At 71.2% G+C, this 24,504-nt stretch carries 21 protein-coding genes; 14 read left to right on the plus strand and 7 right to left on the minus strand.

Features of this window, described 5'->3' with window-relative positions:
* Positions 1 to 34: 34 nt before the first annotated feature.
* Positions 35 to 1,411 (minus strand): MFS transporter, encoded by a 1,377-nt coding sequence (locus tag MTES_RS09995; protein ID WP_013585133.1) that lies wholly within the window; start codon positions 1,409 to 1,411, stop codon positions 35 to 37.
* Positions 1,408 to 1,866, minus strand: a complete 459-nt coding sequence (locus tag MTES_RS10000) for a MarR family winged helix-turn-helix transcriptional regulator (RefSeq protein WP_013585134.1) — start codon at positions 1,864 to 1,866, stop codon at positions 1,408 to 1,410. The genes MTES_RS09995 and MTES_RS10000 overlap by 4 nt, the downstream gene beginning before the upstream one ends.
* 76 nt (positions 1,867 to 1,942) lie before the next feature.
* Between MTES_RS10000 and MTES_RS10005 the strand changes: the two genes are divergently transcribed.
* The 6 genes from MTES_RS10005 to MTES_RS10030 all read left to right on the plus strand — a co-directional run bounded on the left by MTES_RS10005 (position 1,943) and on the right by MTES_RS10030 (position 9,741).
* Positions 1,943 to 2,788: an alpha/beta fold hydrolase gene (locus tag MTES_RS10005; RefSeq protein WP_013585135.1), complete on the plus strand. Its 846-nt coding sequence runs from the start codon at positions 1,943 to 1,945 to the stop codon at positions 2,786 to 2,788.
* Positions 2,789 to 3,272: 484 nt separating this feature from the next.
* On the plus strand, positions 3,273 to 4,121 hold the full coding sequence (locus MTES_RS10010) for a carbohydrate ABC transporter permease (RefSeq protein WP_013585136.1): 849 nt from the start codon (positions 3,273 to 3,275) through the stop codon (positions 4,119 to 4,121).
* The gene (locus tag MTES_RS10015; protein WP_013585137.1) at positions 4,118 to 5,050 is read left to right on the plus strand and encodes a carbohydrate ABC transporter permease; all 933 of its coding nucleotides are present in this window, start codon (positions 4,118 to 4,120) and stop codon (positions 5,048 to 5,050) included. The genes MTES_RS10010 and MTES_RS10015 overlap by 4 nt, the downstream gene beginning before the upstream one ends.
* Before the next feature lie 61 nt (positions 5,051 to 5,111).
* Positions 5,112 to 6,431 carry a sugar ABC transporter substrate-binding protein gene (locus tag MTES_RS10020; RefSeq protein ID WP_013585138.1) on the plus strand — a complete coding sequence of 440 codons (1,320 nt, stop codon included), beginning with the start codon at positions 5,112 to 5,114 and terminating at the stop codon, positions 6,429 to 6,431.
* 99 nt (positions 6,432 to 6,530) lie between these two features.
* Positions 6,531 to 8,783 (plus strand): FAD-dependent oxidoreductase, encoded by a 2,253-nt coding sequence (locus MTES_RS10025; protein WP_013585139.1) that lies wholly within the window; start codon positions 6,531 to 6,533, stop codon positions 8,781 to 8,783.
* Between the two features lie 64 nt (positions 8,784 to 8,847).
* Positions 8,848 to 9,741, plus strand: a complete 894-nt coding sequence (locus tag MTES_RS10030; protein WP_013585140.1) for a LacI family DNA-binding transcriptional regulator — start codon at positions 8,848 to 8,850, stop codon at positions 9,739 to 9,741.
* Between the two features lie 44 nt (positions 9,742 to 9,785).
* On the opposite strand, the gene MTES_RS10035 is transcribed toward MTES_RS10030, so the two are convergent.
* The gene (locus MTES_RS10035; RefSeq protein ID WP_013585141.1) at positions 9,786 to 10,586 is read right to left on the minus strand and encodes a DeoR/GlpR family DNA-binding transcription regulator; all 801 of its coding nucleotides are present in this window, start codon (positions 10,584 to 10,586) and stop codon (positions 9,786 to 9,788) included.
* 47 nt (positions 10,587 to 10,633) lie between these two features.
* On the opposite strand from MTES_RS10035, the gene MTES_RS10040 reads away from it, so the two are divergent.
* Together MTES_RS10040 and MTES_RS10045 are read left to right on the plus strand one after the other, a co-directional pair.
* Positions 10,634 to 11,605, plus strand: coding sequence for an acetylxylan esterase (locus MTES_RS10040; RefSeq protein WP_013585142.1), 972 nt, complete (start codon positions 10,634 to 10,636; stop codon positions 11,603 to 11,605).
* Between the two features lie 8 nt (positions 11,606 to 11,613).
* Entirely contained in the window at positions 11,614 to 12,591 is a 978-nt protein-coding gene (locus tag MTES_RS10045) for an acetylxylan esterase (protein WP_013585143.1), read from the plus strand.
* Between the two features lie 94 nt (positions 12,592 to 12,685).
* Here MTES_RS10045 and MTES_RS10050 read toward each other — a convergent pair whose 3' ends face one another.
* From MTES_RS10050 to MTES_RS10060, 3 genes are all read right to left on the minus strand, one after another.
* Positions 12,686 to 13,690 (minus strand): sugar phosphate isomerase/epimerase family protein, encoded by a 1,005-nt coding sequence (locus MTES_RS10050; RefSeq protein WP_013585144.1) that lies wholly within the window; start codon positions 13,688 to 13,690, stop codon positions 12,686 to 12,688.
* On the minus strand, positions 13,687 to 14,868 hold the full coding sequence (locus MTES_RS10055; protein ID WP_050901855.1) for a Gfo/Idh/MocA family protein: 1,182 nt from the start codon (positions 14,866 to 14,868) through the stop codon (positions 13,687 to 13,689). Before MTES_RS10055 ends, MTES_RS10050 begins: the two co-directional genes overlap by 4 nt.
* 85 nt (positions 14,869 to 14,953) lie before the next feature.
* Positions 14,954 to 16,003 carry a substrate-binding domain-containing protein gene (locus MTES_RS10060; RefSeq protein WP_013585146.1) on the minus strand — a complete coding sequence of 350 codons (1,050 nt, stop codon included), beginning with the start codon at positions 16,001 to 16,003 and terminating at the stop codon, positions 14,954 to 14,956.
* A gap of 310 nt (positions 16,004 to 16,313) precedes the next feature.
* On the opposite strand from MTES_RS10060, the gene MTES_RS10065 reads away from it, so the two are divergent.
* From MTES_RS10065 to MTES_RS10075, 3 genes are all read left to right on the plus strand, one after another.
* Positions 16,314 to 17,789 carry a sugar ABC transporter ATP-binding protein gene (locus tag MTES_RS10065; protein ID WP_013585147.1) on the plus strand — a complete coding sequence of 492 codons (1,476 nt, stop codon included), beginning with the start codon at positions 16,314 to 16,316 and terminating at the stop codon, positions 17,787 to 17,789.
* A 50-nt stretch (positions 17,790 to 17,839) separates the two neighbouring features.
* On the plus strand, positions 17,840 to 18,838 hold the full coding sequence (locus MTES_RS10070) for an ABC transporter permease (RefSeq protein WP_050901856.1): 999 nt from the start codon (positions 17,840 to 17,842) through the stop codon (positions 18,836 to 18,838).
* 132 nt (positions 18,839 to 18,970) lie between these two features.
* Positions 18,971 to 20,152, plus strand: a complete 1,182-nt coding sequence (locus MTES_RS10075) for an ROK family transcriptional regulator (protein WP_013585149.1) — start codon at positions 18,971 to 18,973, stop codon at positions 20,150 to 20,152.
* Between the two features lie 321 nt (positions 20,153 to 20,473).
* Here the strand turns inward: MTES_RS10075 and MTES_RS10080 are convergent, their stop codons facing one another.
* On the minus strand, positions 20,474 to 21,382 hold the full coding sequence (locus MTES_RS10080) for a LysR family transcriptional regulator (protein WP_013585150.1): 909 nt from the start codon (positions 21,380 to 21,382) through the stop codon (positions 20,474 to 20,476).
* Positions 21,383 to 21,453: 71 nt separating this feature from the next.
* Here MTES_RS10080 and MTES_RS10085 point away from each other — a divergent pair, with 71 nt between their 5' ends.
* Genes MTES_RS10085 through MTES_RS10095 form a run of 3 tightly spaced genes read left to right on the plus strand, consistent with a single transcriptional unit; the run spans position 21,454 to position 24,428 of the window.
* The gene (locus MTES_RS10085; RefSeq protein WP_013585151.1) at positions 21,454 to 22,398 is read left to right on the plus strand and encodes a DMT family transporter; all 945 of its coding nucleotides are present in this window, start codon (positions 21,454 to 21,456) and stop codon (positions 22,396 to 22,398) included.
* Positions 22,399 to 22,407: 9 nt separating this feature from the next.
* A complete protein-coding gene (locus MTES_RS10090) occupies positions 22,408 to 23,457 on the plus strand; it encodes a lipoate--protein ligase family protein (protein WP_013585152.1) in 1,050 nt (349 codons plus the stop codon).
* The gene (locus MTES_RS10095; protein WP_013585153.1) at positions 23,454 to 24,428 is read left to right on the plus strand and encodes a DNA-methyltransferase; all 975 of its coding nucleotides are present in this window, start codon (positions 23,454 to 23,456) and stop codon (positions 24,426 to 24,428) included. Before MTES_RS10090 ends, MTES_RS10095 begins: the two co-directional genes overlap by 4 nt.
* The last annotated feature ends 76 nt before the right edge of the window (positions 24,429 to 24,504 follow it).

Consider the following 24,504-nt stretch of genomic DNA (forward strand, 5'->3'; position numbering starts at 1 on the left):
ACATGTGGCGAGGGCCATCCCTTGACGGGGAGGTTCAGGGGTGATGCGAGGCCGGGCGAGGCGTCCCGGGCCGGGGCGCGCGCTCCCCGCCGGCGAGGGGGATCGGCGTCGTGCCCGCGATCTCGTCGCTGAAGTCCTCGGGCTCGGGCGAGACGACCTTCAGCGGGCGCGTCTCATCCACCGTCAGCCGGAAACGCTTGCTCTCGTGCCGGTGCACGCGGCCCGACGACAGCGTCCACGCGACCCCGATCCCGCACGCGAGGAACGCGACGACGGCGGCGAGGCCGATCGCGACGCGCGGGCCGAACTCGCTCGCGACCCAGCCCACGATGGGCGCGCCGACGGGAGTGCCGCCGAGCAGGATCGCCATGTACAGCGCGAGCACGCGCCCGCGCAGGGCGGGGTCGGTCGTGGTCTGGACGTAGCCGTTCGCGGTGGTCAGCGTCGTCACCACGCAGAAGCCCGTGAGCACGAGCGTGGCGGCGTACGCGCCGTAGCTCGGTGCGAAGACGGACAGAGTGGATGCCACGGCGAACCCGCCCGACCCCAGGATCACGACGCGCATCCGTGCGCGCTCGCGGCGTGCGGCCAGGAGGGCGCCGGCGAGCGAGCCGATCGCGACGAACGAGCTGAGCAGCCCGAAGCCGTCGGCGCCGCGCCCGAACTCGAGCGCCATCGTGGAGGCGAAGATCGGGAAGTTCATGCCGAACGCGCCGAGCAGGAACACCATCGAGAAGATCACGACCAGGTCGGGGCGCTTCGCCACGTACCGGAACCCGTCCGCGAGTCGTGCGGGGCCGCCGCGGCGATGGTGCACGACGAGCTCGTGCGGGCGCATGATCAGCAGGGCTGCGAGCATGGCGAGGAACGTCACGGCGTTGACGAGGAACACCCAGCCGGTGCCGACGACCACGATCATGACGCCCGCGACGGCCGGGCCGATGAGCCGCGCCGTGTTGAACGACGCGGCATTCAGCGCGACGGCGTTCGAGGCGTTCTCCTTCTCGACGAGGTCGGACACGAAGGTCTGGCGCGCCGGATTGTCGAAGGCGGTGACCACGCCGAGCGCGAGTGCGAAGCCGTACATGAGCGGGAGGGTCATCACGCCGGTGAGGATCAGGATGCCGAGGGTGAGTGCGAGCGCGAGCAACGCCGACTGCGTGCACATGATGAGCTTGCGCCGGTCGAAGCGGTCGGCGACCCACCCCGTGACGCTCACCAGCAGGAGCGGCGGTGCGAACTGCAGGGCCATCGTGACGCCCATCGCGGCGGCGTCGTTGTCGGTCAGCTGCGTCAGCACGACCCAGTTCTGCGCGGTCGCCTGCATCCACGCGCCGACGTTCGACACGAGGGCGCCGATGAACCAGACGCGGTAGTTGAACACCGAGAACGATCGGAACATCGCGCTCATCTCTCCGCCACCTTCCGCATGATCTCGGCCGCGGAGGCGAGCGTCTGTCGCTCGCCCGGGCTGAGGCCCTCGAGGGCTTCTTCGAGCCAGGCGTCGCGGCGTCGCACCGTCTCGTCGACGACGGTGCGCCCGGCATCCGTCAACGCGATCGTGACCTTGCGTCGGTCGTCTTCGTGCGGGGTGCGCGTGAGGTACCCCGCCTCCTCGAGGAGAGAGACGGTGCGGTTCATCGAGGGCGCCGTGACGCGCTCGCGATCGGCGAGCTGGCCGAGGGTGTGCTCGCCGTGGATGGTGAGCGCCGCGAGCACCGCGAACTGGCCGTCGCTCATGGAGTCGACCGCGCGCTGGGCCCGCAGTCGTCGCGCCAGTCGGAACGTGGCCATGCGGAGGGTGGATGCCGTCGAGGTGAAGACGGGGCTCTGGTCGGGCGTGTCGGTGCTCTCGGTCTTCGTCATCATCTCAGTCGTTAGCATAGCTTATTAGTCTTGCTAACGGAACCGCGGTCACCCGGCTCGCCCTAAGATCGGGCGCATGCCTGAGTTCGATGACGCCTACGGCATCACGATCGTCTACGACGTCTACGAGGCGGCCGAGCCCCGCGGCGTCGTGCAACTCCTCCACGGCGTCGGGGAGCACGCGGGGCGGTATGCGGCGCTCATCGAGGCGCTCGTTGCCGACGGCTACACCGTCTACGCCGACGACCACCGTGGGCACGGCCGCACCGGCCTTCGCCAGTGGAGCGGCGATCACAGCAAGCTCGGGCGTCTCGGTCCCGGCGGCCTCGGCGCCGCGCGCGACGCGGTCTGGACGCTGACGCAGATCATCCGAGAGCGCCACCCCGACCTCCCGCTCATTCTCCTCGGGCACTCCTGGGGCTCGTTCCTCGCGCAGATGCTGCTGGATCGGCATCCGGATGCCTTCGACGCGGTCATCCTGAGCGGCTCGGCCCTGCGCTGGCCCGGGGCGTTGAACGCCGGCGACTTGAACGCCCCGTGGAAGAAGCTCGGCGGCTCGGGCATGCAGTGGCTCTCGAGTGACGAGCAGGTCGGTCGCGACTTCGCGGCCGACCCGCTGACCACGTCGGTGCCGCTGGCGAAGCTGTTCGGGCCGCTCGAGGCGGCGAAGCTGTTCGGTCGCCCGCGCCGGAATATCGAGCGCGATGTGCCGATGCTGCTGATGGTGGGGCGCGAAGACACCGTGGGCGGGCCGCGGAGCGTGCACCTGCTGGCCGACGCGTACCGCTCGCGGTCCGGGCTGACCGACGTCACGACGCTCGTGTATCCCGGCGCACGGCACGAGATCTTCGCCGAGGTGCAGCAGGCCGAGGTGCGCGCCGACCTCCTGGCCTGGCTCGACGCTCGCTTCCCCCGGGCGTAGGTCGCGCGCCCCCGGTCCCCTCGCGCGGTGGAGGTCCCTGAGCTTGTCGAAGGGTCCGGTGGCTTCGACGGGCTCAGCCACCTTGCTTCGGAGGTTCCTGAGCTTGTCGAAGGGCCGGTGGCTTCGACGGGCTCAGCCACCTCGCGCCCGGGTCGCGCGGCGGAGGTCCCTGAGCTTGTCGAAGGGCCGGTCGAGTTCGTGCGCGTGCGTGAACATATCCGAACATGAACAAACGCTAATCAACACGCCGTGACCTAAGCGTTATCTCCTCGAATTGACCCGCGCGGCGGAAACCGCGAAGCTGAGGCGGTCCGATTCGGAGAAATCCGCATCCCCCGGGCCTTTCGGTCCCTCAATGCCGAGGAAAGTGCACACGGACGTGACCACGACATTCACACAAAAGCAAACAACACCGAACAATACGGATCCGACGTCATCCCCGCGTCGAACCGCCGGCTCTCGTCCCGAACGGCTGAGCAGCGGCATGTTCGCCCTGCTCCTCGTCGTGCCCGGCATGGCCCTCATGGCCGTCGTCGTCGCGTACCCGCTCATCTCGGCTCTCGTGACGGCGTTCTTCCGTCAGAGCCTCGTGACCCCGGGCCGCGAGTTCGTGGGCTTCCAGAACATCGTCGACGTGCTCGAGAGCGACTTCCTCCGCCTGCTCATGCAGACGCTCGTCTTCACGCTCGGCACCACGATCGCGCCCTTCGTGATCGGCTTCGCGCTCGCGCTCGCCCTGAACACCCAGATCCGCGGGTCGAAGATCATGCGCGGTCTCATGCTCATCCCGTGGCTCGTCCCGGGCGTCGTCGTCTCGTTCCTGTGGATGTGGATCTTCAACGCCAACTACGGCGTCATGAACGCGATCCTCGAGCCTCTCGGCGTCGCTCCGCAGGCGTGGCTCGCCCAGCCCGGCACCGCGATGTTCGCGGTCATCGTCGCCAAGACGTGGCAGTCCTTCCCCTGGATGATGGTCATGCTCCTCGCCGGCCTGCAGACGGTTCCGCGCGAACTGCACGAGGCCGCCGAGATGGACGGCGCCGGCACGGTCCGCCGGTTCTTCTCGATCACCGTGCCGCAGATCGGCGGCATCATCGGGCTCGTCCTGCTGCTGGAGTTCATCTGGAACTTCCAGCACTTCGACATCATCTACGTCCTCACCGGCGGCGGTCCCGCCGGCTCCACCGAGACGTTCGCCACCGCGGTGTACGAGACCGCCTTCCACGGCTTCGACCTCGGTCACGCCGGTGCCCTCGGCCTGTTGTGGATGGTCCTGCTCATGGCGCTCGTCGTCGTCTACGTCCGATTCTCCGAGAGGGGCGAGAAGCGATGACCAGCACCGCACTGCCCACCGTCACCCCGACCCCCGACGCGCCTCCCGTGGTGCCCCAGACTCCGCGTCGTCGCCGTCGCCAGCTGGCATCCGGTCTCCGCTCCGATCGGCCCGGCGTCCGCCTCGCCGCCTGGGGCGCGGTGATCGTCTGCGGAGGGTTCGCCCTCCTGCCGGTGTACTGGCTGCTCGCGACGTCGCTCACCCCGCGTGACCAGGTCTTCTCGTACCCGCCCAAGATCTTCCCGACCGAGGTCACGTTCGACGCCTACGCGGGGCTCGTCTCGAACCCGCAGCTGTTCACGTACCTGCAGAACAGCATCATCGTGTCGGTCATCACGGCCGTGCTCTCGGTGATCGTCTCGGCCTACATGGGGTACTCGTTCTCGAAGTTCCGCTACCGCGGACGGCGCCAGCTGATGTACTTCGTGCTCGCGTCGCAGATGTTCCCGCAGGCCCTGCTGCTCGTCACGCTCTACAGCGTGTTCAGCGCCTACGGACTGCTGAACACCTACACCGCCCTCGTGCTGTCGTTCACGACCTTCACGCTTCCGCTGTGCGTCTGGATGCTGAAGGGGTTCTTCGACACGATCCCCGACGAGCTCATCGAGGCCGCGCGCGTCGACGGGGCCTCGCGCCTGCGCACGATCCACTCGATCGTCCTGCCGCTGGCCGCTCCCGGACTCGTCGCCGCGGGGCTGTTCGCCTTCGTCCGCGGCTGGAACGACTTCATCTTCGCCCTCACGCTCGCCGGACCCGACAAGCAGACGCTCCCGCCGGGACTCGTCAACACCTACGTCGGGGAAGCCGCCACGGCGTGGCCCGAACTCATGGCGGCCTCGCTCGTCGTGTCGTTGCCCGTGGCGATCGCCTTCATGCTGCTCCAGCGCTACCTCGTCAGCGGCATGACCGCCGGCGCGGTCAAGGGCTGACCGGCTCCCCGATTCACTCTTCGCCCGCACCTTCCAGCTCGCACCGTCAAGGAGGACACCCATGTCAGCTTCGTCCCTGCCCAACCCCCTCATCAGCCGCCGTCGCGCCCTGCAGCTCTTCGGCATCGGCGTCGGCGCCGCGGCCCTCGCGGGCTGCGTGCCCAGCGGAACCGCCGGCCCCGCGGCCGGTGCCGCGGGTCTGAACGGCGGCGACCCCACCGACTTCTCGTTCGCGTCGTGGTCGCTCACCGAAGAGTCCGCCAAGCCCGCCCTCGAGGGGACGCTCACGAGCTACGAGAAGGCGAAGGGCGTCGCGATCAAGCGCACCGCCTTCCCGTACAACGAGTACATCAACCAGCTCATGCTGCAGGTGACCGGCGGGCAGTTCACGGGTGCCGCGCACGTGGACGTCGCGTGGCTCGGGAGCCTCGCGGCCACCGGCAAGCTCCAGGACCTGTCGTCGTTGGCATCCGGTCGCGGATACACCTCCTCGGCCCTGCAGGCCGCGACCTTCGACGGAACGCAGTACGCCCTGCCGTGGACGATCGGCGCGATCGGTCTCATCACCAACTCCGAGACGCTCGGCAAGGTCGGTGTCGCCCCCGACGCGTTCCCGACCACGGTCGACGAGTTCGAGAAGACGCTCGTCAAGCTCAAGGGTCTCGGCGGCGGTCTCATCCCCTACGCCGCCTCGACGAAGGCCGCGCAGCTGAAGGACATCCTGATCTGGATGCAGACCTTCGGCAGCCCGCTCGTCGACGGCGACACGGTCACGATCGGCGACGACGCGAGCGTCGAGGCCGTCACCTGGTACAAGGGCCTGTACGACCAGGGCCTCATCGCCGCCGACGTCGACCGCTTCGACGCGCGGAGCCTCTTCGCCCAGGGCCGCGCGGCCATGTACGACGACGCCCCGGTGGGCCGTGGCGCGGTGACGAAGGAGTCGCCCGACGCGAACCTCGCGGCCAAGCTCGCCCCGGTCTCGCGGCCGGTGCTGAAGGCCGGCGACACTCCGCGCGCGCTCGTGTGGGGCGGCGCGATCGCCGTGGTCAACGGCGCGGGCGCCCCGACGGCCGGGGACTTCGCGCAGTACGCCACGAGCGACCTCGACGCGATCCTCGCCGACTACAAGCTGCGGGGGCTCCCGCCGGCAACCACCGAGGCCCTGGCCTCGAGCGAGGTGTCGTCCGACACCTTCGGTGCGGCGTTCAGCGAGCGCATCACCGCGACCGCGAGCTCGAACCCGCTCTGGAAGTTCACCGCCTACTCGCAGATCGAGTCCGCGATCGCCGATCGGGTGCAGGCCGTCCTGGTCGGTTCGGCCTCGCCGAAGGACGCCATGAAGCAGGCGGGCGAAGCCGCCCAGAAGCTCGTCGGCTGACGCGGCGCGCGGTCGGCTACGCCGTGAGCCGACCGCGCCCCGCTCGCCCCCGCACATCGGGACGGACCCCCGGACGTCCGCAGGAAGGACCCACGCGACATGCGTACACACACAGCCGACTTCGACCTCGTCGTGGTCGGCGGGGGACTCGCCGGAGTCTCCGCCGCCATCGCCGCCGCGCGCCTCGGTCGCCGCGTCGCCCTCGTCAACAACCGCCCGGTGCTCGGCGGTAACTCCTCCTCGGAGGTCCGCGTCTGGGTCTGCGGGGCGACCGCCCACGGCAACCAGCGGTGGGCCCGAGAGAACGGCATCATCGGCGAGCTCTACCTCGAGAACCAGTACCGCAACCCCGACGGCAACCCCGTGCACTGGGACGACGTCGTGCTCGACGCCGTCCGCGCCGAGCCGAACATCACGCTGCTGCTCAACACCGACGTGCGCGATGTCGTGGCCACCGGGCCCGAGGGTGCTCGCCGCATCGAGTCGGTGACGGGCTGGACCATGGGGGCCGAGACCGAGACGGTGTTCCGGGCGCCGCTGTTCCTCGACGGCACCGGTGACGGGCTCATCGGACACCTCGCCGGCGCGCGCGCCCGTCTGGGGAAAGAAGCACGCGAGGAGTTCGACGAGGACTGGGCCCCGGAAGAAGCCGAGCGCACCTTCCTCGGCTCGACGCTCCTCTTCTACACGAAGGACGTCGGCCACCCCGTCCGCTTCGTCGCCCCCGACTCCGCCAAGGCCATCCGCGACACCCCGATCCCCTCGTCGCGCATCATCCGCAGCGGAGACAGCGGGGCGCACTACTGGTGGATCGAGTGGGGCGGTGAGCTCGACATCGTCCACGACAACGAGCGCATCCGCGACGAGCTGCGCTCGGTGATCCTCGGCATCTGGGATCACATCAAGAACTCGGGCGAGTTCGACGCCGAGAACCTCGACCTCGAGTGGATCGGCAACGTGCCCGGCAAGCGCGAGTACCGCCGGCTCATCGGGGACTACACGCTGCACCAGCGCGACGTCCTCGAGCAGACGCGCTTCGACGACGGCGTCGCCTTCGGCGGCTGGTCGATCGACCTTCACCCGACCGAGGGGATGTACTCCACCGGCGCCGGCGCGGTGCAGCGCTTCTCGAACGGTGTCTTCGAGATCCCGTACCGCTCCCTCTACTCCGCCGATGTCGACAACCTGCTCATGGCCGGCCGCGACATCTCGGCGACCCATATCGCCTTCGGCGCCGCCCGCGTGATGGCCACGTGCGCCGCGATGGGGGAGGCGGCGGGCACCGCGGCCGCGCTCGCGCTGACCCACGGCACCTCGCCGCGCGGGGTCTACGAGAACCACCGCGTCGAGCTGCGGCAACTGCTGCTGCGACAGGACGCCCCGCTCATCGGCGTGGCCGACGCGGATCCCGCCGACCTCGCGCTCGCCGCGCGCGTCTCGGCGTCCGGCGCGCGCGACGGCCTCGGGCCGCACGCGACCGCGCCGAGCGAGCCGTATCCCCTCGCGCACGACGTCGGCATCGTCGTCCCCGTGCACCCGCGCCTCGACGGGATCGAGCTCCTCGTCGCGAGCGAGAGCGACACCGAGCTCGAGGTCGAGGTGTTCTCGACCGGCCTCGCGCAGAACGTCGTCCCCGAGCACCTCGAGCACCGGGTCTCGGTCCCCGTCTCGGCGGGGGACGCCCGCTGGGTCACCGCCCCCGTGCGCTGGGAGCCCGAGAGTCCCGCGAACGCCGTGATCGTGGTCCGCGCCCAGCCCGGCGTGACGCTGTTCACGACGGATGACCTGCCCCCCGGCATCCTGACCCTGGTCCACACCTCGGATGCCGACGACCAGAACGTGCACGTCAGCCTCGACGAGCTGCTGGTGCAGTGGCCGACGAAGCCGTTGCGCGGCCGTTCGATCGTGTTCCGCGCGACCGCGCCGTCCGAGGCCCTCGCCCCCGATCGCGCGGTGGGTGGGTACCAGCGGCCCTTCGGCGGTCCGAACGCCTGGGCCTCGCGACCCCTCGCGGAGGAGCCCGCGTGGCTCCGCCTCGACTGGGACGAGCCCGTGCGCCCGCGCGAGATCGTCCTCGTTTTCGACGACGATCCCGACGTCGAGCTGAACACGCTGCACCACCACCGCGACCCGCACCTGGTGATGCCCTCGCTCGTCCGCGACTACCGGGTCGAGGTGCAGACAGTCGACGGCGCCTGGCACACGGTGGCCGAGGTGACCGACAACCGTCGGCGCCGCCGGGTCCACCCCGTCGCGCCCGAGCTCGGCGCGGTGACCGCGGCTCGCGTGACGATCACCGCGACCAACGGATCCCCCGAGGCGCGGGTCGTCGCCTTCCGCGTCCAGGAGTGAGATGGCCCGCGATACCGTATCCCCCAGAGTCGATCGGCCGACCAGGCGTGCGAGGAGTTCCCCGATGACCGATTCCCCCTCGACGGCGCGGCGGGTCTCTCCCCTGACCCGGCGGGAGCGCACCGGGATCGTCGCCCTCGCCGTCCCCAACCTCGAGGAGCCCTACTTCGCCGAGCTGACGACGTTGCTGGCGCGCGGGGCGGAGGCGCGGGGGCTGTCGATCCTCATCCAGCAGACCGAGGGCGACCACCAGCGCGAGATCGACATCGCCAACGGCGTGGGGCTGCCCGCGACCGACGGTCTCATCCACATCCCGCGTTCGCTCACCGTGGGCGACCTCACCCGTCGCACCTCGCCGGGACCGCTCGTGCTCCTCGGCGAGCACATCGCCGTGAGCCCGTTCACGCATGTCTCGATCGACAACCGGCGCACGGCAGACCTCGCGACCTCGCACCTGGCATCCGTCGGGTGCCGTCGGGTCGCCTTCATCGGTCCGCGCCTTTCCCGACCCTCGGATGCCGCGGACCAGCGCTTCACCGGGTACCGCGACGCGGTCGCCCGCCTCGGTATCGCCGACGACGCCGGACTGATCGTCGCGGTCGACGCCTTCACCCCCGAAGAGGGAGTCGCAGCCCTCCGTCGGTTGCACGCGGCGGGGACCCCCTTCGACGGGGTCGTGTGCTCGAACGACTCCGTCGCGTTCGGCGTGCTCGCCGCGCTCCACGAGGTGGGGCTCTCGGTTCCGGAGGATGTCGCGGTGATCGGCATCGACAACGTGCACGCCGCGACCTACTCGGTGCCGGCGCTCACCTCGGTCGCCCCCGACGACCAGGGCATCGTCGAGGCGGCTTTCACCGAGCTCGATCGCCAGATGGCCGCGCCCCCGGGAGCCGACGTCCCCGTGCGGCACATCGTGGTGGATGCCACGGTGATCGCGCGCGCGAGCACGGCCCGGTGACGCGCGGGTTCCTCGCCGCACCGCTTCGGGCGGCGCGGCGCTCCTCAGTCGTCGGCGGACGCGAGCGGCGCCACCCACAGCTCGGCGACGTGGGCGCGGAGCACCTCTTCGTCGTCGGCCGCGATGCCGGCGTCGGTGACCACGAGGTCGACCTCGTTCAGGTCGACGATGGTCGTGAGCCCCACCGCGCCCCACTTCGAATGGTCGGCGAGCACGACGGCGCGAGCGCCCGCGGCGACGAGCGCGCGATTCGTCTCGGCCTCGAGCAGGTTCGAGGTGGTCAGACCCGCCGTCAGCTCCATGCCGCGAACTCCGAGGAAGACGACGTCGCAGTGCAGGTGCTCGAGGGATGCCACGGCCACCGGCCCGACGAGAGCGTCGGTCGGCGTGCGGACTCCGCCGGTCAGGACGACGGTCTGCGTGTAGGGCTCGTCGGCGCGGTCCGGACGCGCGAAGACGTCGGCGACGGGGAGCGAGTTGGTGACGATCGTGAGGTCGGCGACACCGCGCAGCTCGCGCGCGAGCGCCCACGTCGACGAGCCGCCGCTGAGCCCCACCGACATGCCCGGTTCGACGAGGGTCGCGGCGCGGCGCGCGATCGCGGTCTTCTCCGCGCCGTTGCGGCGCGACTGCGCGGTCAGGTCGCGAGCGGGAGCGTCGCCGGGACGCGGGTGACGGGCGCCCCCGCGCACCTTGTCGACGTGACCGTCGGCGGCGAGGACGTCGAGGTCGCGGCGGATCGTCATCTCGCTCACGCCGAGGGCGGCGGCGAGGTCCGGCACGGCCGCGGCTCCGTGACGGCGCACCTCCGCCAGCAGGCGGGATCGGCGTTCGGCGGCGAGCACGATCGCTCCTCTCGGTCGGGCCTCCAGTCTTCCACGGCGGCCCGCTCGTGACGGGCGCGACGATCGAGCCGGGCGACGGCGACTACGGCTTCGACCTCGCGGCGCTCCGGGCCGTGCCGCCGGTGCCGCCCCCATCCGGCTTCGCGCAGCGGTGGCGGTCCTGGTACGACGAGGCGCTCGCGGTCGACCCCGACCCGCGCGTGCGTCCGCTCGGCCGCCGCGAGGGGCGCGATCTGTTCGCGGTGGAGCACGTCGTCTCGGGCGGGCTGCGCCTCGGCGGCTGGTTCGCCACGGCCGAGGACGGGCACCGGACCCGCGTCGGGATCGTGCACAGCCACGGCTACGGCGGCCGCGAGGACCCCGAATTCGACCGCGTCCCCGCCGATGCGGCGGTCTTCTTCGCTCTCGCCCGGGGTCAGGGCCGCCTGAACACCGGGATCGGTGCGCCCACACCCGCCGAGGGACATGTGCTGCACGGCATCCGGTCCGTCGACGACTACGTCCTCGGCCGCTGCGCGGTCGATCTGTGGCACGCCGGAACCGCGATACGCGCGCTCGCCGGGGACGTGCCCCTGTACCTCGTGGGCGAGAGCTTCGGGGGCGGGATCGGTGCGCTCGCGCTGCCCTGGGACGAGCGGCTCGTCGGGGCGACGCTGATCGTGCCGAGCTTCGGCCAGTACGACCTGCGGCTGCGGATGCCGTGCGAGGGGAGCGGGGAACGGGTGCGGCAGTACGTCGCGGCGCACCCCTCCGCGCGCGAGGTGCTGCGCTTCTTCGACGCCTCGACCGCGGCCGGCTTCGCGCGCGTGCCGGTGCGGGTGGAGGCGGCGCTGCGCGATCGGCACGTGCCCCCGCCCGGGCAGTTCGCCGTCGCGAACGCGATCGACGCGGCCCCCGAGGCCGAGCTCGAGCTCGCCGTCCTCCCGTACGGGCATCGCGAGTACGACGGCCTCGCCGAGGTGCGCGCCGCCGCGTTCGCCGCCACCCGCGATCACATCTCCCGTTCCATCACCCGCTGAGGAGCCCCATGCCGCAGTTTGACCTTCCGCTCGACCAGCTCGAGACGTTCCGTCCTCCGCGCGACGAGCCCGCCGACTTCGATCGGTTCTGGGCCGACACGCTCGTCGAGGCGCGCGCCGCCGGGTGGGAACCGCGGTTCCGCCCCGTCCCGGCCGCCGAGAGCGGGGTCGGCGGCGTCGAGGTCGACGACGTGGAGTTCGCGGGCTTCGGCGGCCACCCCGTGCGGGGATGGCTGCTCCGACCTCGCGGGCCGGGCGGTCCGCTTCCCTGCGTCGTGCAGTACATCGGGTACAACTCGGGCCGCGGTCTCGCGCACCAGCACACGCTGCTGCCGAGCGCGGGCCTTGCCGTCCTCGTGATGGACACACGCGGACAGACCAGCGGCGCCCTCCCCGGGGCGACTCCCGACCCGGTGGGGAGCGCCCCGCACCCCTCCGGGCGGTTGACCGACGGCCTCGACGACCCCGCGCACGCGTACTACCGCCGCGTGTTCTGCGACGCGGTCCGCGCCGTCGACGCCGTCCGCGCGCACCCCGCGATCGACCCGGACCGCATCGCCGTGTGGGGCGGGAGCCAGGGCGGCGGCATCGCGCTCGCGGCGGCCGCGCTCACCGAGGGGCTCGTCGCGGCGGCGGTCGACTTCCCATTCCTCAGCGCGATCCGCCGCGCGGTCGCCCTCACCGACGCGGCCCCGTACAGCGAGCTCGTCACCTACCTGCAGACGCGGCGCGGCGACGAAGACGCGGTCTTCCGCGCGCTGTCGTACATCGACGGGGTGAACTTCGCCGCCCGCTCGAGCGTGCCCGCGCTCTTCTCGGTGGGACTTCGGGATGCCGTGTGCCCGCCGTCCACGGTGTTCGCCGCCTACAACCACTACGCGGGAGAGAAGAGCATCCGCGTCTATCCGTACAACGGCCACGAGGGTGGCGGACCGCACCACCAGCTCGTGGTGCTCGGGGAGCTCACGCGCCGCCTCGCGCCGTAGGTCCCCCGCCCTGTCGAAGGGACCGGTCTCCCCACGAAGAAGGGCCGGACGCCCCCGCATCCGGCCCCCGCCCCGCTCCCGTGTGCCCCCCGGGTCAGTGCCGGCTGAAGGCCGCGTCGAACGCCGCCCCCGACGGCTCGTAGGTCGACAGTCTCCGCACGAAGGCAAGCGCCTCGGGCGCGCCGACGAGGCGGTCCATGCCGGCGTCCTCCCACTCGACCGACAGTGGGCCGTCGTAGCCGATCGCGTTCAGCATCCGGAACGCGTCCTCCCACGGCACGTCGCCGTGGCCGGTCGAGATGAAGTCCCATCCGCGGCGCGGATCCGCCCAGGGGAGGTGCGAGGCCAGGCGGCCGTTGCGGCCGTTCGTGAGGCGCTTCTTCGTGTCCTTGCAGTGCACGTGGATGATCCGGTCCCGGAAGTCCCACAGGAACGCGACCGGATCGATGTCCTGCCACACCATGTGCGAGGGGTCCCAGTTCAGCCCGAACGCCTCGCGGTGCCCGATGGCCTCGAGGGCCTGCATCGCCGTCCAGTAGTCGTAGGCGATCTCCGAGGGGTGCACCTCATGCGCGAAGCGCACGCCCACCTCGTCGAAGACGTCGAGGATGGGGTTCCACCGGTCCGCGAAGTCGCGGTAGCCGGCATCCACCATCTCCTCCGTGGCGGGCGGGAACATGGCGACGTACTTCCAGATGCTCGATCCCGTGAACCCCGTGACGATCTTGACGCCGAGCTTCGCGGCCAGGCGCGCGGTGTTCTTCATCTCCTCGGCGGCCCGCTGACGGACGCCCTCGGGGTCGCCGTCGCCCCACACCCGGTCCGAGACGATGTCGCGGTGCCGCTGGTCGATGGGGTCGTCGCAGACGGCCTGGCCCTTCAGGTGGTTGGCGATGGCCCGCACCGTGAGCCCGTTTCGCTCGAGGACGTCGAGCTTGCCCTGCACGTAGGCGTCGTCGTCCCACCGCCACGGGTCGAGGTGATCGCCCCAGCAGGCGATCTCGAGGCCGTCGTAGCCCCACTCTCCGGCGAGGCGCGCGACCTCCTCGAAGGGCAGGTCGGCCCACTGGCCGGTGAACAGCGTGATCGGTCGCGTCATCGCGAGGTCCTTTCGTCGCGGGATGTCTCAGTGTCGGTGTCGACGTCGACCCACACGCTGTCCGCGTCGGAGCTGCGGGCGACGGCGTCGAGCACGCGCTGCACGTGCAGGCCGTCCGCGAACGACGGCCGCGGGTCGGCGCCTTCGGCGATCGCCTCCACGAAATCCTTCGCCTGGTGCGAGAAGCCGTGCTCGTAGCCGAGCATGTGTCCGGTGGGCCACCAGGCGCCGGCGTAGGGGTGTCCGGGTTCGGTGACGAGGATGCGACGGAAGCCCTGCTCGGTCTCGGGAGCGGTGGCGTCGTAGACCTCGAGCTCGTTCATCCGCTCGAGATCGAACGCGAGGGCCCCGAGGGAGCCCGAGACCTCGATACGGAGGGCGTTCTTGCGGCCCGTGCGGAAGCGGGTCGCTTCGAACGAGGCGAGGGCTCCCGACTCGAGCCGTCCGGTGAACAGGGCGACGTCATCGACCGTGACCGGGCCGCGCTCGGTCCCGGCCGACCCCGAGAGGCCGGACGAGGATGCCAGGACCGGTCGCTCCGCGACGATCGTCTCGAGCACGCCCGACACCCGCGCGAGGCGCTGCCCGGTGATGAACTCGGTGAGGTCGACCGCGTGCGCACCGATGTCTCCGAGCGACCCGGAGCCGGCGCGGTCCCGGTCGAGGCGCCAGGTGAGCGGCGCCTCGGCGTCGCTCAGCCAGTCCTGCAGGTACTCGGCGCGCACCTGGCGGATCTCCCCGAGGCGGCCCGAGCGCACGAGGTCACGGGCGAAGGTCGCGGCCGGGACCCGACGGTACGTGAATCCGACCATCGACCGGATGCCACGGGTCCGAGCCTCTTCCGCCGCCGCGGTCATGCGCTCCGCTTCGTCGACGGCGTTGGCGAGGGGCTTCTCGCAGAGGACGTGCTTGCCGGCCGCGAGCGCGGCGAGGGCGATCTCGGCGTGCGAGTCGCCGGGGGTGACGATGTCGACGACGTCGATGTCGTCGCGCGTGATGGCCTCGCGCCAGTCGGTGGAGGTGTCGGCCCAGCCCCAGGTCTCCGCGGCGGCGCGGGTGCGGTCGGCGTCGCGACCGACGAGCACGCTCATCTCGGGGGAGAGGGGGAGGTCGAAGAAGCGGGGCGCGACGCGCCAGCCCTGGGAGTGGGCGGCGCCCATGAAGCCGGCGCCGATCATGGCGATGCGGAGAGGGGCGGTCACGGGGTCGCCTTTCTGTCGGGGAGGGGAGGGGGCGCCCACCGCGGTGGACGCCCCCGGGTGCTCAGGACTCGAACGCCAGGTCGATGTACGAGGAGACGTTGTCCTTCGTCACGACCGGTGCATCCAGAACGATACGGTTCGGGACGCTCGGGGTGATGAGGTCGCCCGCGGTCTTCTTCTGCGCGATCAGGCGGGCCAGCGCGATGCCGTCCGCAGCCTGGGTCGAGGGGTAGATCACCGTCGCCTGCAGCGGGGTGTCTCCGGCCTGGATCGCCTCCATGGCGTTCTTGCTGCCCGCGCCGCCGACCATGAAGAACTCGTCGCGTCCCGCGGCCGTGATCGCGGCGAGCACGCCGATGCCCTGGTCGTCGTCGTGGTTCCAGATGGCGTCGATCTTCGGGTTGGCCGAGAGCAGCTGGGAGGTGGATGCCTCGCCGCCCTGGACCGTGAAGTCGGCGGCGACGCGCGGGCCGACCTCGAGACCGCAGTCCGACAGCGCGTCCTTGAAGCCGGCCGAGCGGTCCTGCGTGAGCGGGAGCGAGTCGATGCCGGCGATCTCGGCGACGACCGCGTCGCTCTGTCCGCTCAGCTGCTCGCAGATGTACGTACCGGCGCTGACGCCCATGCCGTAGTTGTCGCCGAGCACGGTCGTGCGGGCGGCGAAGGGGCTCGAGAACTCGCGGTCGACGTTGATGACCGGGATGCCGGCCTCCATGGCGCGCGTGGCGACCTCGGTGAGCGCCGCCCCGTCGCTGGGGAGGAGCACGATGGCATCCACCTTGTTGTTGATGAAGGTCTCCACCGCGGCGATCTGCGCGTTGACGTCGTTGGTGCCCTCGGCGACCTGGAGGTCGACGTCGGGGAAGCTCTCCGCGGCGGCGAGCGCACCGGAGTTGATGGCACCGAGCCAGCCGTGGTCGGCGGCGGGGCCGGAGAAGCCGATGGTGACCGTATCGCCCGTCGCGGCGTTCTCCTCGGTCGTGGTGCCCTGGTCGACGATGTTCTCGGCCTCGCTGCTCGAGCCGGTGCAGCCGGTGAGCAGACCGAGGGCGGCGAGGGCGGCCACGCCGGTCAGGACGAGTCGCGAGCGAGAGGCTGTGCGTGCGTGCATGTTCTTCCTCCTTGAATGTGATGCAGCGGGTGTCGGCGCGGCCCGGGGCATTCCTGCGAGGAGGGTCGGCGTTGACGCGGCTCACGCTAACAGAAGCGTCAGAAACACCATCAGCTTTTGCAGGTTTATCGGCATAAGTGCACTACTGGCTTCTGTACTGGGTTTTTCTGCGGATGCCAGTGCTCCCGCGGGCCGTCCTCCTCGCGCCTCAGGACGGCGTGCGGCGAGGGTCGCGGTCAAAAATCACGCATGTTAGGTTCGCCGCGTGATCAAAGATGACCATGTTCCGTCATTACTCGACGTCCGAGGAGTGACGAAGGCCTTCTCCGGCGTCCAGGCCCTGCGCGGGGTCGATCTCGACCTCCGTGCGGGCGAGGTGCACTGCGTCCTCGGCCAGAACGGCGCCGGTAAGTCGACGTTGATCAAGACGCTCGCGGGCGTGCACCGTCCCGACGCCGGCGAGATCGTCTGGCTCGGGGAGACCGTCGAGATCGCCGATCCCGACGCCGCCATCGAACTCGGGATCGCGACGATGTACCAGGAGCTCGATGTCGTCGACGGGCTGACGATCGCGGAGAACATCTTCCTCGGGCACGAGCTCTCGCGCGGAGGGTTCACGCAGCGCGGCGAGGCGGCGCGCCGGACGACCGAGCTGCTGCGCCGCCTGGGGCACGCGAACCTGCCCCCGCACACCGAGGTCGGCACCCTGAGCGCCGCGAACAAGCAGATCGTCAGCATGGCGCGCGCCCTGTCGCACGACATCAAGCTCATCATCATGGACGAGCCCTCGGCGGTGCTCGACACCGAAGAGGTGAAGAACCTGTTCGCCGTGGTCCGCGAGCTCACGGCGGCGGGCATCGCCGTGGTCTACATCACGCACCGTCTCGAGGAGATCCGCGAGATCGGCGACCGCATCACGGTCCTGAAGGACGGACGGACGACCGCTGTCGGACTCCCGGTCGCCGACACCCCGACCGCCGAGCTCATCCGCCTGATGACCGGACGCGACATCGCCAACGTCTTCCCGGAACGGATGCCGGTCGAGCCCGACGCCCCCGTCGTCCTCGACGTGCAGGGCCTCGGGCTGGCCGGCGTCTTCGCGGACGTGTCGTTCACCGTCCGCGCGGGGGAGGTGGTCGGGCTCGCGGGGCTCGTCGGCTCGGGCCGCTCGGAGATCCTCGAGACGGTCTACGGCGCGCGCAAGGCGAGCGAGGGGACGGTGCGCGTGCGCGACCGGACCCTCCCGCGCGGATCGGTGCACGCGGCCGTCCGCGCCGGCGTCGGGCTCTCTCCCGAGGAACGCAAGAGCCAGGGACTCGTGCTCGACGAGCCGATCTTCGTCAACATCGCCCTCGCGTCGATGACGCGCTTCGCCAAGGGCGGCTTCCTCGACGACCGCGCCGCGCGCCGCGTGGCGCGCGAGCAGATCGACGCGTTCGAGCTGCGGCCCGCCGACCCGGATCGTCCCGCGCGCACGCTGTCGGGCGGCAATCAGCAGAAGATCCTCCTCGCGCGCTGGCTCGTGCACGGCACGACCGTGCTGCTGCTCGACGAACCCACGCGCGGCGTCGACGTCGGCGCGCGCGCCGAGATCTACGCCCTCATCCGCGACCTCGCCGCCGCGGGCAACGCGGTGGTCATCGTCTCGAGCGAGATCGAAGAAGTCCTCGGTCTCGCCGACACCGTCCTCGTCGTCGCCGACGGCCGCATCCTGCGCACCCTTCCCGCGCACCAGATCGACGAGCACGGTGTGCTCGACCTCGTCATGAAAGGAACAGCCGCGTGAGCGAGCCGACCACCCCGACCCGTGCCCGCACGGCTCCCGCCGAGGCCGGCATCCCGCCGGCCTCCCCCTCCGCGGCGTCCCCGCTGCGGGCGTTCTTCGCCGGCTCCGCCGGCCGCAACATCGGCCTCGTCATCGCGTTGCTGGTGATGTTCGTCGTGGGGGCGATCACCGCCCCGGGAACCTTCCTCACCCTCGACAACGTCTTCGTCATCCTCCGCCAGGCCTCGATCGTGGGGGTGATCGCCGTCGCGATGACCCTCGTGATCATCGCGGGCGGCATCGACCTCTCGGTCGGCTCGGTCACCGGTCTCGCGTCGGTCGTCGGCACGCTCGCGGTGGTGCAGGACCTCGCGGACTCGATGCACTGGATCGTCTTCGTGCTCCTCGCCCTCGCGGTGGGCGCGGTCGCGGGTCTCATCAACGGCGTGGTGATCGCCTACGGCAACGTGGTGGCGTTCATGGCCACGCTCGCGATGCTCGTCGGAGCGCGCGGTCTGGCCGAGATCCTCGCCGAGCGGCGCACCCTCGTCGTCCAGGACCGCGGCTTCATCACCTTCATGAACGCCAACATCCTGGGCGTGAACATGCTCATCTGGATCTTCCTCATCGTCGCGGTTCTCGGTTGGGTGCTGCTGAACCGCACGACCTTCGGTCGTCGCACCGTTGCGATCGGCGGCAACCGCGAGGCCGCGCGTCTCGCCGGCATCGACGTCCGGCGGCACGTCATGTGGCTCTACGTGCTGGTGGGGCTGGCATCCGGTATCGCGGGGGTCATGTTCCTCGGCCGCACGACGGCCGGCAGCTCCACGAACGGTCAGTTGCTCGAGCTCGACGTGATCGCGGCGGTCGTCGTCGGCGGAACGCTCCTCGTGGGTGGGCGGGGAACGATCACGGGCACGGTGTTCGGCGTGCTGATCTTCGCGACGCTGACCAACGTCTTCGTCCAGAACAACCTGTCGTCGTCGGTCCAGGCCGTGGCGAAGGGCGTGATCATCGTCGTCGCGGTGCTGCTGCAGCAGCGATTCTCCCGACAGCCCGGGCGACGATGAGGTGGGGGCGGCTGGTGCGCACCGCGTCGGTCGCCCCGTTCCGGGTCGGGTGCGCGCCGGGTGCGAGACTCTTCGTTTCCCGGCGTGACGGCTCGACCCATCCAGCGGTGATGTACTGAGGGCGTGAAGAGGATGACCACCGAGTCCCCGCAGGTCGCGAGCGGCGTCAGCGAGCTGTTCCAGCTGCTGCGCGACGGCGTGCCGCGCACGCGGGCGGAGCTGGCGAAGTCCACCGGGCTCGCGCGCTCGACCGTCGCCGTCCGCGTCGACGAGCTCATGCGGATGGGCCTCATCACCCCGGTCGCCGACGCGGTGTCGACCGGGGGCCGGCCGCCGTCGCAGTTCGCGATCAACCCGGCGGCGAAGGTCGTGGTCGCGGTCGACATCGGAGCCTCGCACGCGACGGTCGCGATCGCCGACCTCTCGGGCACGATCCTGCTCGAGAAGAGCGGGGCGCTCGACATCGCGCTCGGCCCCGAACCGGTGCTGAGCTGGGTCGTCGACGGAGCGCACGAGCTGCTCGAGAGCGCGGGGCGCTCGCCGCGCGACGTCGCCGCGATGGGCATCGGCGTGCCGGGTCCGGTCGAGCACTCCACCGGTCTCCCGGTCAATCCGCCGATCATGCCCGGCTGGGATCGGTTCGACATCCCCGGGTGGATCGCCGGGCACCTCCCCGTGCCGGTCCTGGTCGACAACGACGTCAATGTCATGGCGCTCGGTGAGCGCAGCGTCGCCTGGCCGGGCGTCGACCACTTCCTCTTCGTCAAGGTCGCGACCGGAATCGGCGCCGGTCTCATCGCGGGCGGCCAGCTCCAGCGCGGAGCGCAGGGCACCGCCGGCGACATCGGTCACGTGCAATTGGCCCGCGCCTCGGCGGTGGCCTGCCGCTGCGGAAACCGGGGATGCCTCGAAGCCCTGGCATCCGGTCCCGCTATCGCCCGCGTGCTTCGGGAGGAGGGGATCGACGCGCAGAGCGGCGACGACGTCGTCGACCTCGTCAAGCGCGGGAACGTCGACGCGATCCAGGCCGTGCGTCAGGCGGGTCGCGACATCGGCGACGTGCTGACGACGTGCGTGAGCTTCATCAACCCCTCCGTGATCGCGATCGGCGGCTCGATGGCCCGGGTGGGGGAGCACCTCATCGCGGGAGTGCGCGAGGTCGTGTACACCCGCTCCACGCCGCTCGCGACGGAGCACCTGTCGATCGTGCCGTCCGTCGCGGCCGAGAAGGCGGGCGTGATCGGGGCGAGCATGCTCGCCGTCGAGCACGTGCTGTCGCCGGAGTCGCTGACGACGGGCTTCCTCCCCGCCTGAACGGCGGCTTCAGCCACCTGGGCGGGAGGTCCCTGAGCTTGTCGAAGGGCCGCCCTGGCCCGCAGGGGTTCCGGTGGCTTCGACAAGCTCAGCCACCCGAGCGGGAGGTTCCTGACCCGCGCAGGGTCCGGTGCGCAGCCCGCCGGGCGGGAGGCCCCTGAGCTTGTCGAAGGGCCGCCCTGACCCGCCGGGGTTTCCGGTGGCTTCGACAAGCTCAGCCACCCGCGCGGGAGGTTCCTGACTCGCGCAGGGTCCGGTGCGCAGCCCGCCGGGCGGGAGGCCCCTCAGCTTGTCGAAGGGCCGCCCCGACCCGCTGCCGACTCAGCCCGCAGCCTCCGCCGCCCGGCCCGCCACCGCGCGCAGCGCGCGCAACACCCGCCGCACGGCCGCGTACGCCAGGGCGTCGGGCCTGGCCAGAGCGTCGACGTGCCGCACGAGCGCGAGGTCGGCGAGGGGCTTCAGCACGAGCCCGTCCCCGGCGAGCGGGCGCGCGGTCGTGCGCGGGAGCACGGCGATCGCCGCCCCCGCCCGCACCACCTCGGCGGTCACCGAGAACTCGTTGATGCGGTGGGCGATGTCGAGGGGCCGCCCGAGGTGCGCGGCGAGGTGGTCGAGCACACCGGCCAGCGGAAACCCGGAATGAACCGACACCCACCGCTCGTCCGCGAGGTCTTCCGCCGCGATCCGCTCCCGCATGGCGAGCGGATGCGCCGCGGGCAGAGCGATGTCGAGCGGCTCGGTCAGCAGCGGCGTCGCCACCACGCGGTCCGCGGGCCAGGGTGCGTCGTGCGAGAGCCGGTGCGCGATCACGAGGTCGTGGTCGGCGGTGAGCCCCGGAAAATCGCTGTGGGCCACGTCGGCATCCGCGAGACGGAGGGGAGGGGTGCCGTCGAGCTCGCGCAGCAGCGGGCCGAACAGCGCGAGCCCCGCACTGTGGAACGCCGACACCCGCACCGGGCGGTCGTCGCTGTCGAGGAACGCCCCGACGGCTTCCCGTGCCGCGGTCAGCGCCTCGTCGACACGCGTACCCGCCGCCGCGAGCGCCTCGCCCGCCGCGGTCAGCGTCAGCACCCGCCCGCGCCGCACGGTGAGCGGCACGGGGACACGGGCCTGCAGGTGCGCGAGCTGCTGCGACACCGCGGAGGGCGAGATGTGCAGGGCCGCGGCGACGGCGGCGACGCTCCCGCGGTCGCCGAGCTCTCGCAGCAGGCGGAGGTGCGCGGCATCCATAAGTCCGAACTTACGGGATGCTGAAGCGATCGGTCATTGCTCTTCCGCGTCGAGGCGGCGACGGTGGACGTATGACCCGCCGCCCACCCGAGATCGTCGTCGACGTGCTCCTCATCGCCGTGGCGGCGGTGTGGGGCGCGAGCTTCCTCTCCGCGAAGGAGCTGACCGGCGAGGTGGGCGTCGCCCCCGCCGTGGCTCTGCGCTTCCTCGTCGCCGCGTCCGCCCTCGGGGTGATCTGCCTGATCCGGAGGGAACGGATGCCACGCGGCCGAGGCCTCGCGATCGCCGCGCTCCTCGGCTGTTCGCAGGCGGCGGTGATCGGGCTGGAGACCTGGGGCGTGCACCTGACGTCGGCGACGAACGCGGGGCTGCTGATCAGCCTCGCCCTCGTCTTCACCCCGGTGCTGGAGAGCGTCGCCTCGCGCTCGTGGTTGCCACGGTCGTACTTCGTGGCCGCGGTCGCGGCCGTCGTCGGGGTCGCGCTCCTGGTGTCGGGCGGCGGCTTCCGCCTGCCGACTGCGGGTGACGCCCTGGTCATCGCGGCCGCGGTCGTGCGCGCGGTGCACGTGACCGCGAGCGGTCACCTCACGCGCGGGCGCCGCGACAGCACCCTGGCGGTCGTGTGCGTGCAGCTCGTCGTGTGCGCGCTGACGTCGACGGCGGTGGCCGGTGCCGACCTCCCCCTCGCGGTCGGTCGGCTCACGGCATCCGGGTGGCTCGACGTCCTGTTCCTCGGCCTGATGTGTTCGGTGTTCGCGTTCGTCGTGCAGTTGTGGGCGGTGCGGAGGACCTCCGCGACGCGCGCGAGCATCCTCATGGGCACCGAGCCCGTCTGGGCTCTCGCCGTCGGCGTGGTGATCGGCGGCGAGGCGCTGGGTCTGCCCGGTCTGGCCGGGGGAGCGCTCATCATCGCGGCGTCGTACGCGGGTCAGGCGATCGAGCGCCGCCACCGGCGCGCGCTCGCCGCGCGTGCGACGAGCGGTGAGCCCGTCCTCGCGGTCGCGCCCCCGCCGTAGGCTGGAAGCATGCACGGCGAGTACAAGGTCCCCGGGGGAAAGCTGGTCGTCGTCGACCTCGAGGAGCGCGAGGGGCGGATCCACGGGTTCCACCTCGCGGGAGACTTCTTCCTCGAGCCCGACGACGCCCTCGACGACATCGACGCGGCCGTCAACGGTCTGCCCGTCGAATCCGACGTCCCCACGATCGCGGCGGCCATCCGCGCGGCCCTCCCCGAGGGGGCGCAGCTGCTCGGCTTCACGCCCGAGTCGGTCGCGACCGCCATCCGCCGCGCGCTCGTCACGGCTCCCGGCTGGGCCGACTTCGAGTGGGAGGTCGTCCACGACCGCCCCGTCTCTCCCCGCATGAACCTCGCCCTCGACGAGGTGCTCACCACCCGTGTCGGGGCGGGCCTGCGCAAGCCCACCCTGCGGCTGTGGGAGTGGAACGAGAACGCCGTCGTGATCGGCTCGTTCCAGTCGTTCCGCAACGAGGTCGACCCCGAGGGCGCCCAGAAGCACGGCTTCGACGTCGTGCGTCGCATCTCGGGCGGAGGCGCGATGCTCATGGCCGCGAACTCGATCGTGACCTACTCGCTGTACGTCCCGGCATCCCTCGTCGCCGGCATGACCTTCGCCGACTCGTACGCGTTCCTCGACGACTGGGTGCTGCAGGCGCTGCGCTCGCTCGGCATCGACGCGGTGTACCAGCCGCTCAACGACATCGCCGGTCCCCACGGCAAGATCGGCGGGGCCGCCCAGAAGCGCCTCGCCAACGGCGGGGTGCTCCACCACGCGACCCTCAGCTACGACATGGACGGCCAGGTGCTCACCGAGGTGCTGCGCATCGGCCGCGAGAAGCTCAGCGACAAGGGCACCGTCTCGGCGGCCAAGCGCGTCGACCCGCTCCGTAGCCAGACGGGGCTGCCGCGCGATCAGGTCATCGACCGCTTCATCCAGACGTTCACGACCCTGTACGGCGCGACCGAGGGGCACATCTCCGACGAGGAGTACGCCGAGGCCGAGGCGCTCGTCGAGACGAAGTTCGCCACCGACGCGTGGCTGCAGCGCGTCCCGTGAGCGCCGAGGTCGTCCAAGACGCCCCCGAACCCGGCCGCGTCGAGATCCACCACGCCGACAATCTCACCGTCACTCCGGCTTACGCCGACGGCTCCTTCGCGCTCGTCTACCTCGACCCGCCGTTCAACACCGGCCGCACGCGCTCGAAGGCGGTCGAGTCGGCGACGTGGACGCCGGCTGCTGATGACGCGGAAGGCGCCTCGACCCCGGATGCCTCCTCGCCCGATGCTCCGCCTGAGGACGTGGCATCCGATCCCAACATGCTGACGTTCCCCGAGGAGGAGCCGCCCCCGCCGCCCGTCGTGCAGCGCGGCTTCCACGGACGCGAGTACGCGCGCCTGCGCGGTGACCTGCGCACGTACGACGACCGCTTCGACGACTACTGGGGCTTCCTCGAGCCGCGGCTCATCGAGGCGTGGCGCCTCCTCGCCGACGACGGCACGCTCTACCTCCACCTCGACTACCGCGAGGTGCACTACGCCAAGGTCATGTGCGACGCGCTCTTCGGGCGCGACAAGTTCCTCAACGAGCTCATCTGGGCCTACGACTACGGCGCGAAGACCAAGCGCCGCTGGCCCACGAAGCACGAGACGATCCTCGTGTATGTGAAGAACCCCGCGACCTACTTCTTCGATTCGGATGCCGTCGACCGCGAGCCGTACATGGCCCCGGGCCTCGTGACCGCCGAGAAGGCCGCGCGCGGCAAGATGCCCACCGACGTCTGGTGGCACACGATCGTGCCGACCACGGGCCGCGAGAAGACCGGCTACCCGACGCAGAAGCCCGAGGGCGTGCTGCGGCGCATGGTGCAGGCCTCGAGTCGCCCCGGCGACCGCGTGCTCGACATGTTCGCCGGCAGCGGCACGCTCGGCGCCGTCGCCGCCCCCCTCGGCAGGGACTCGGTGCTGATCGACGACAACGCGGACGCGGTGGCCGTGATGCGTAAGCGTTTGGAGCCGTTCGCGGGCTGACGCCTCGCCGCTCGCGTCTCGCTCGGAGAGTCAGCGATTCGCGCAACCTCCGTTGAGGGGGCTATCGCGGGGCGGA

The organism is Microbacterium testaceum StLB037 (assembly GCF_000202635.1).
GTDB classification, from domain to species: domain Bacteria; phylum Actinomycetota; class Actinomycetes; order Actinomycetales; family Microbacteriaceae; genus Microbacterium; species Microbacterium testaceum_F.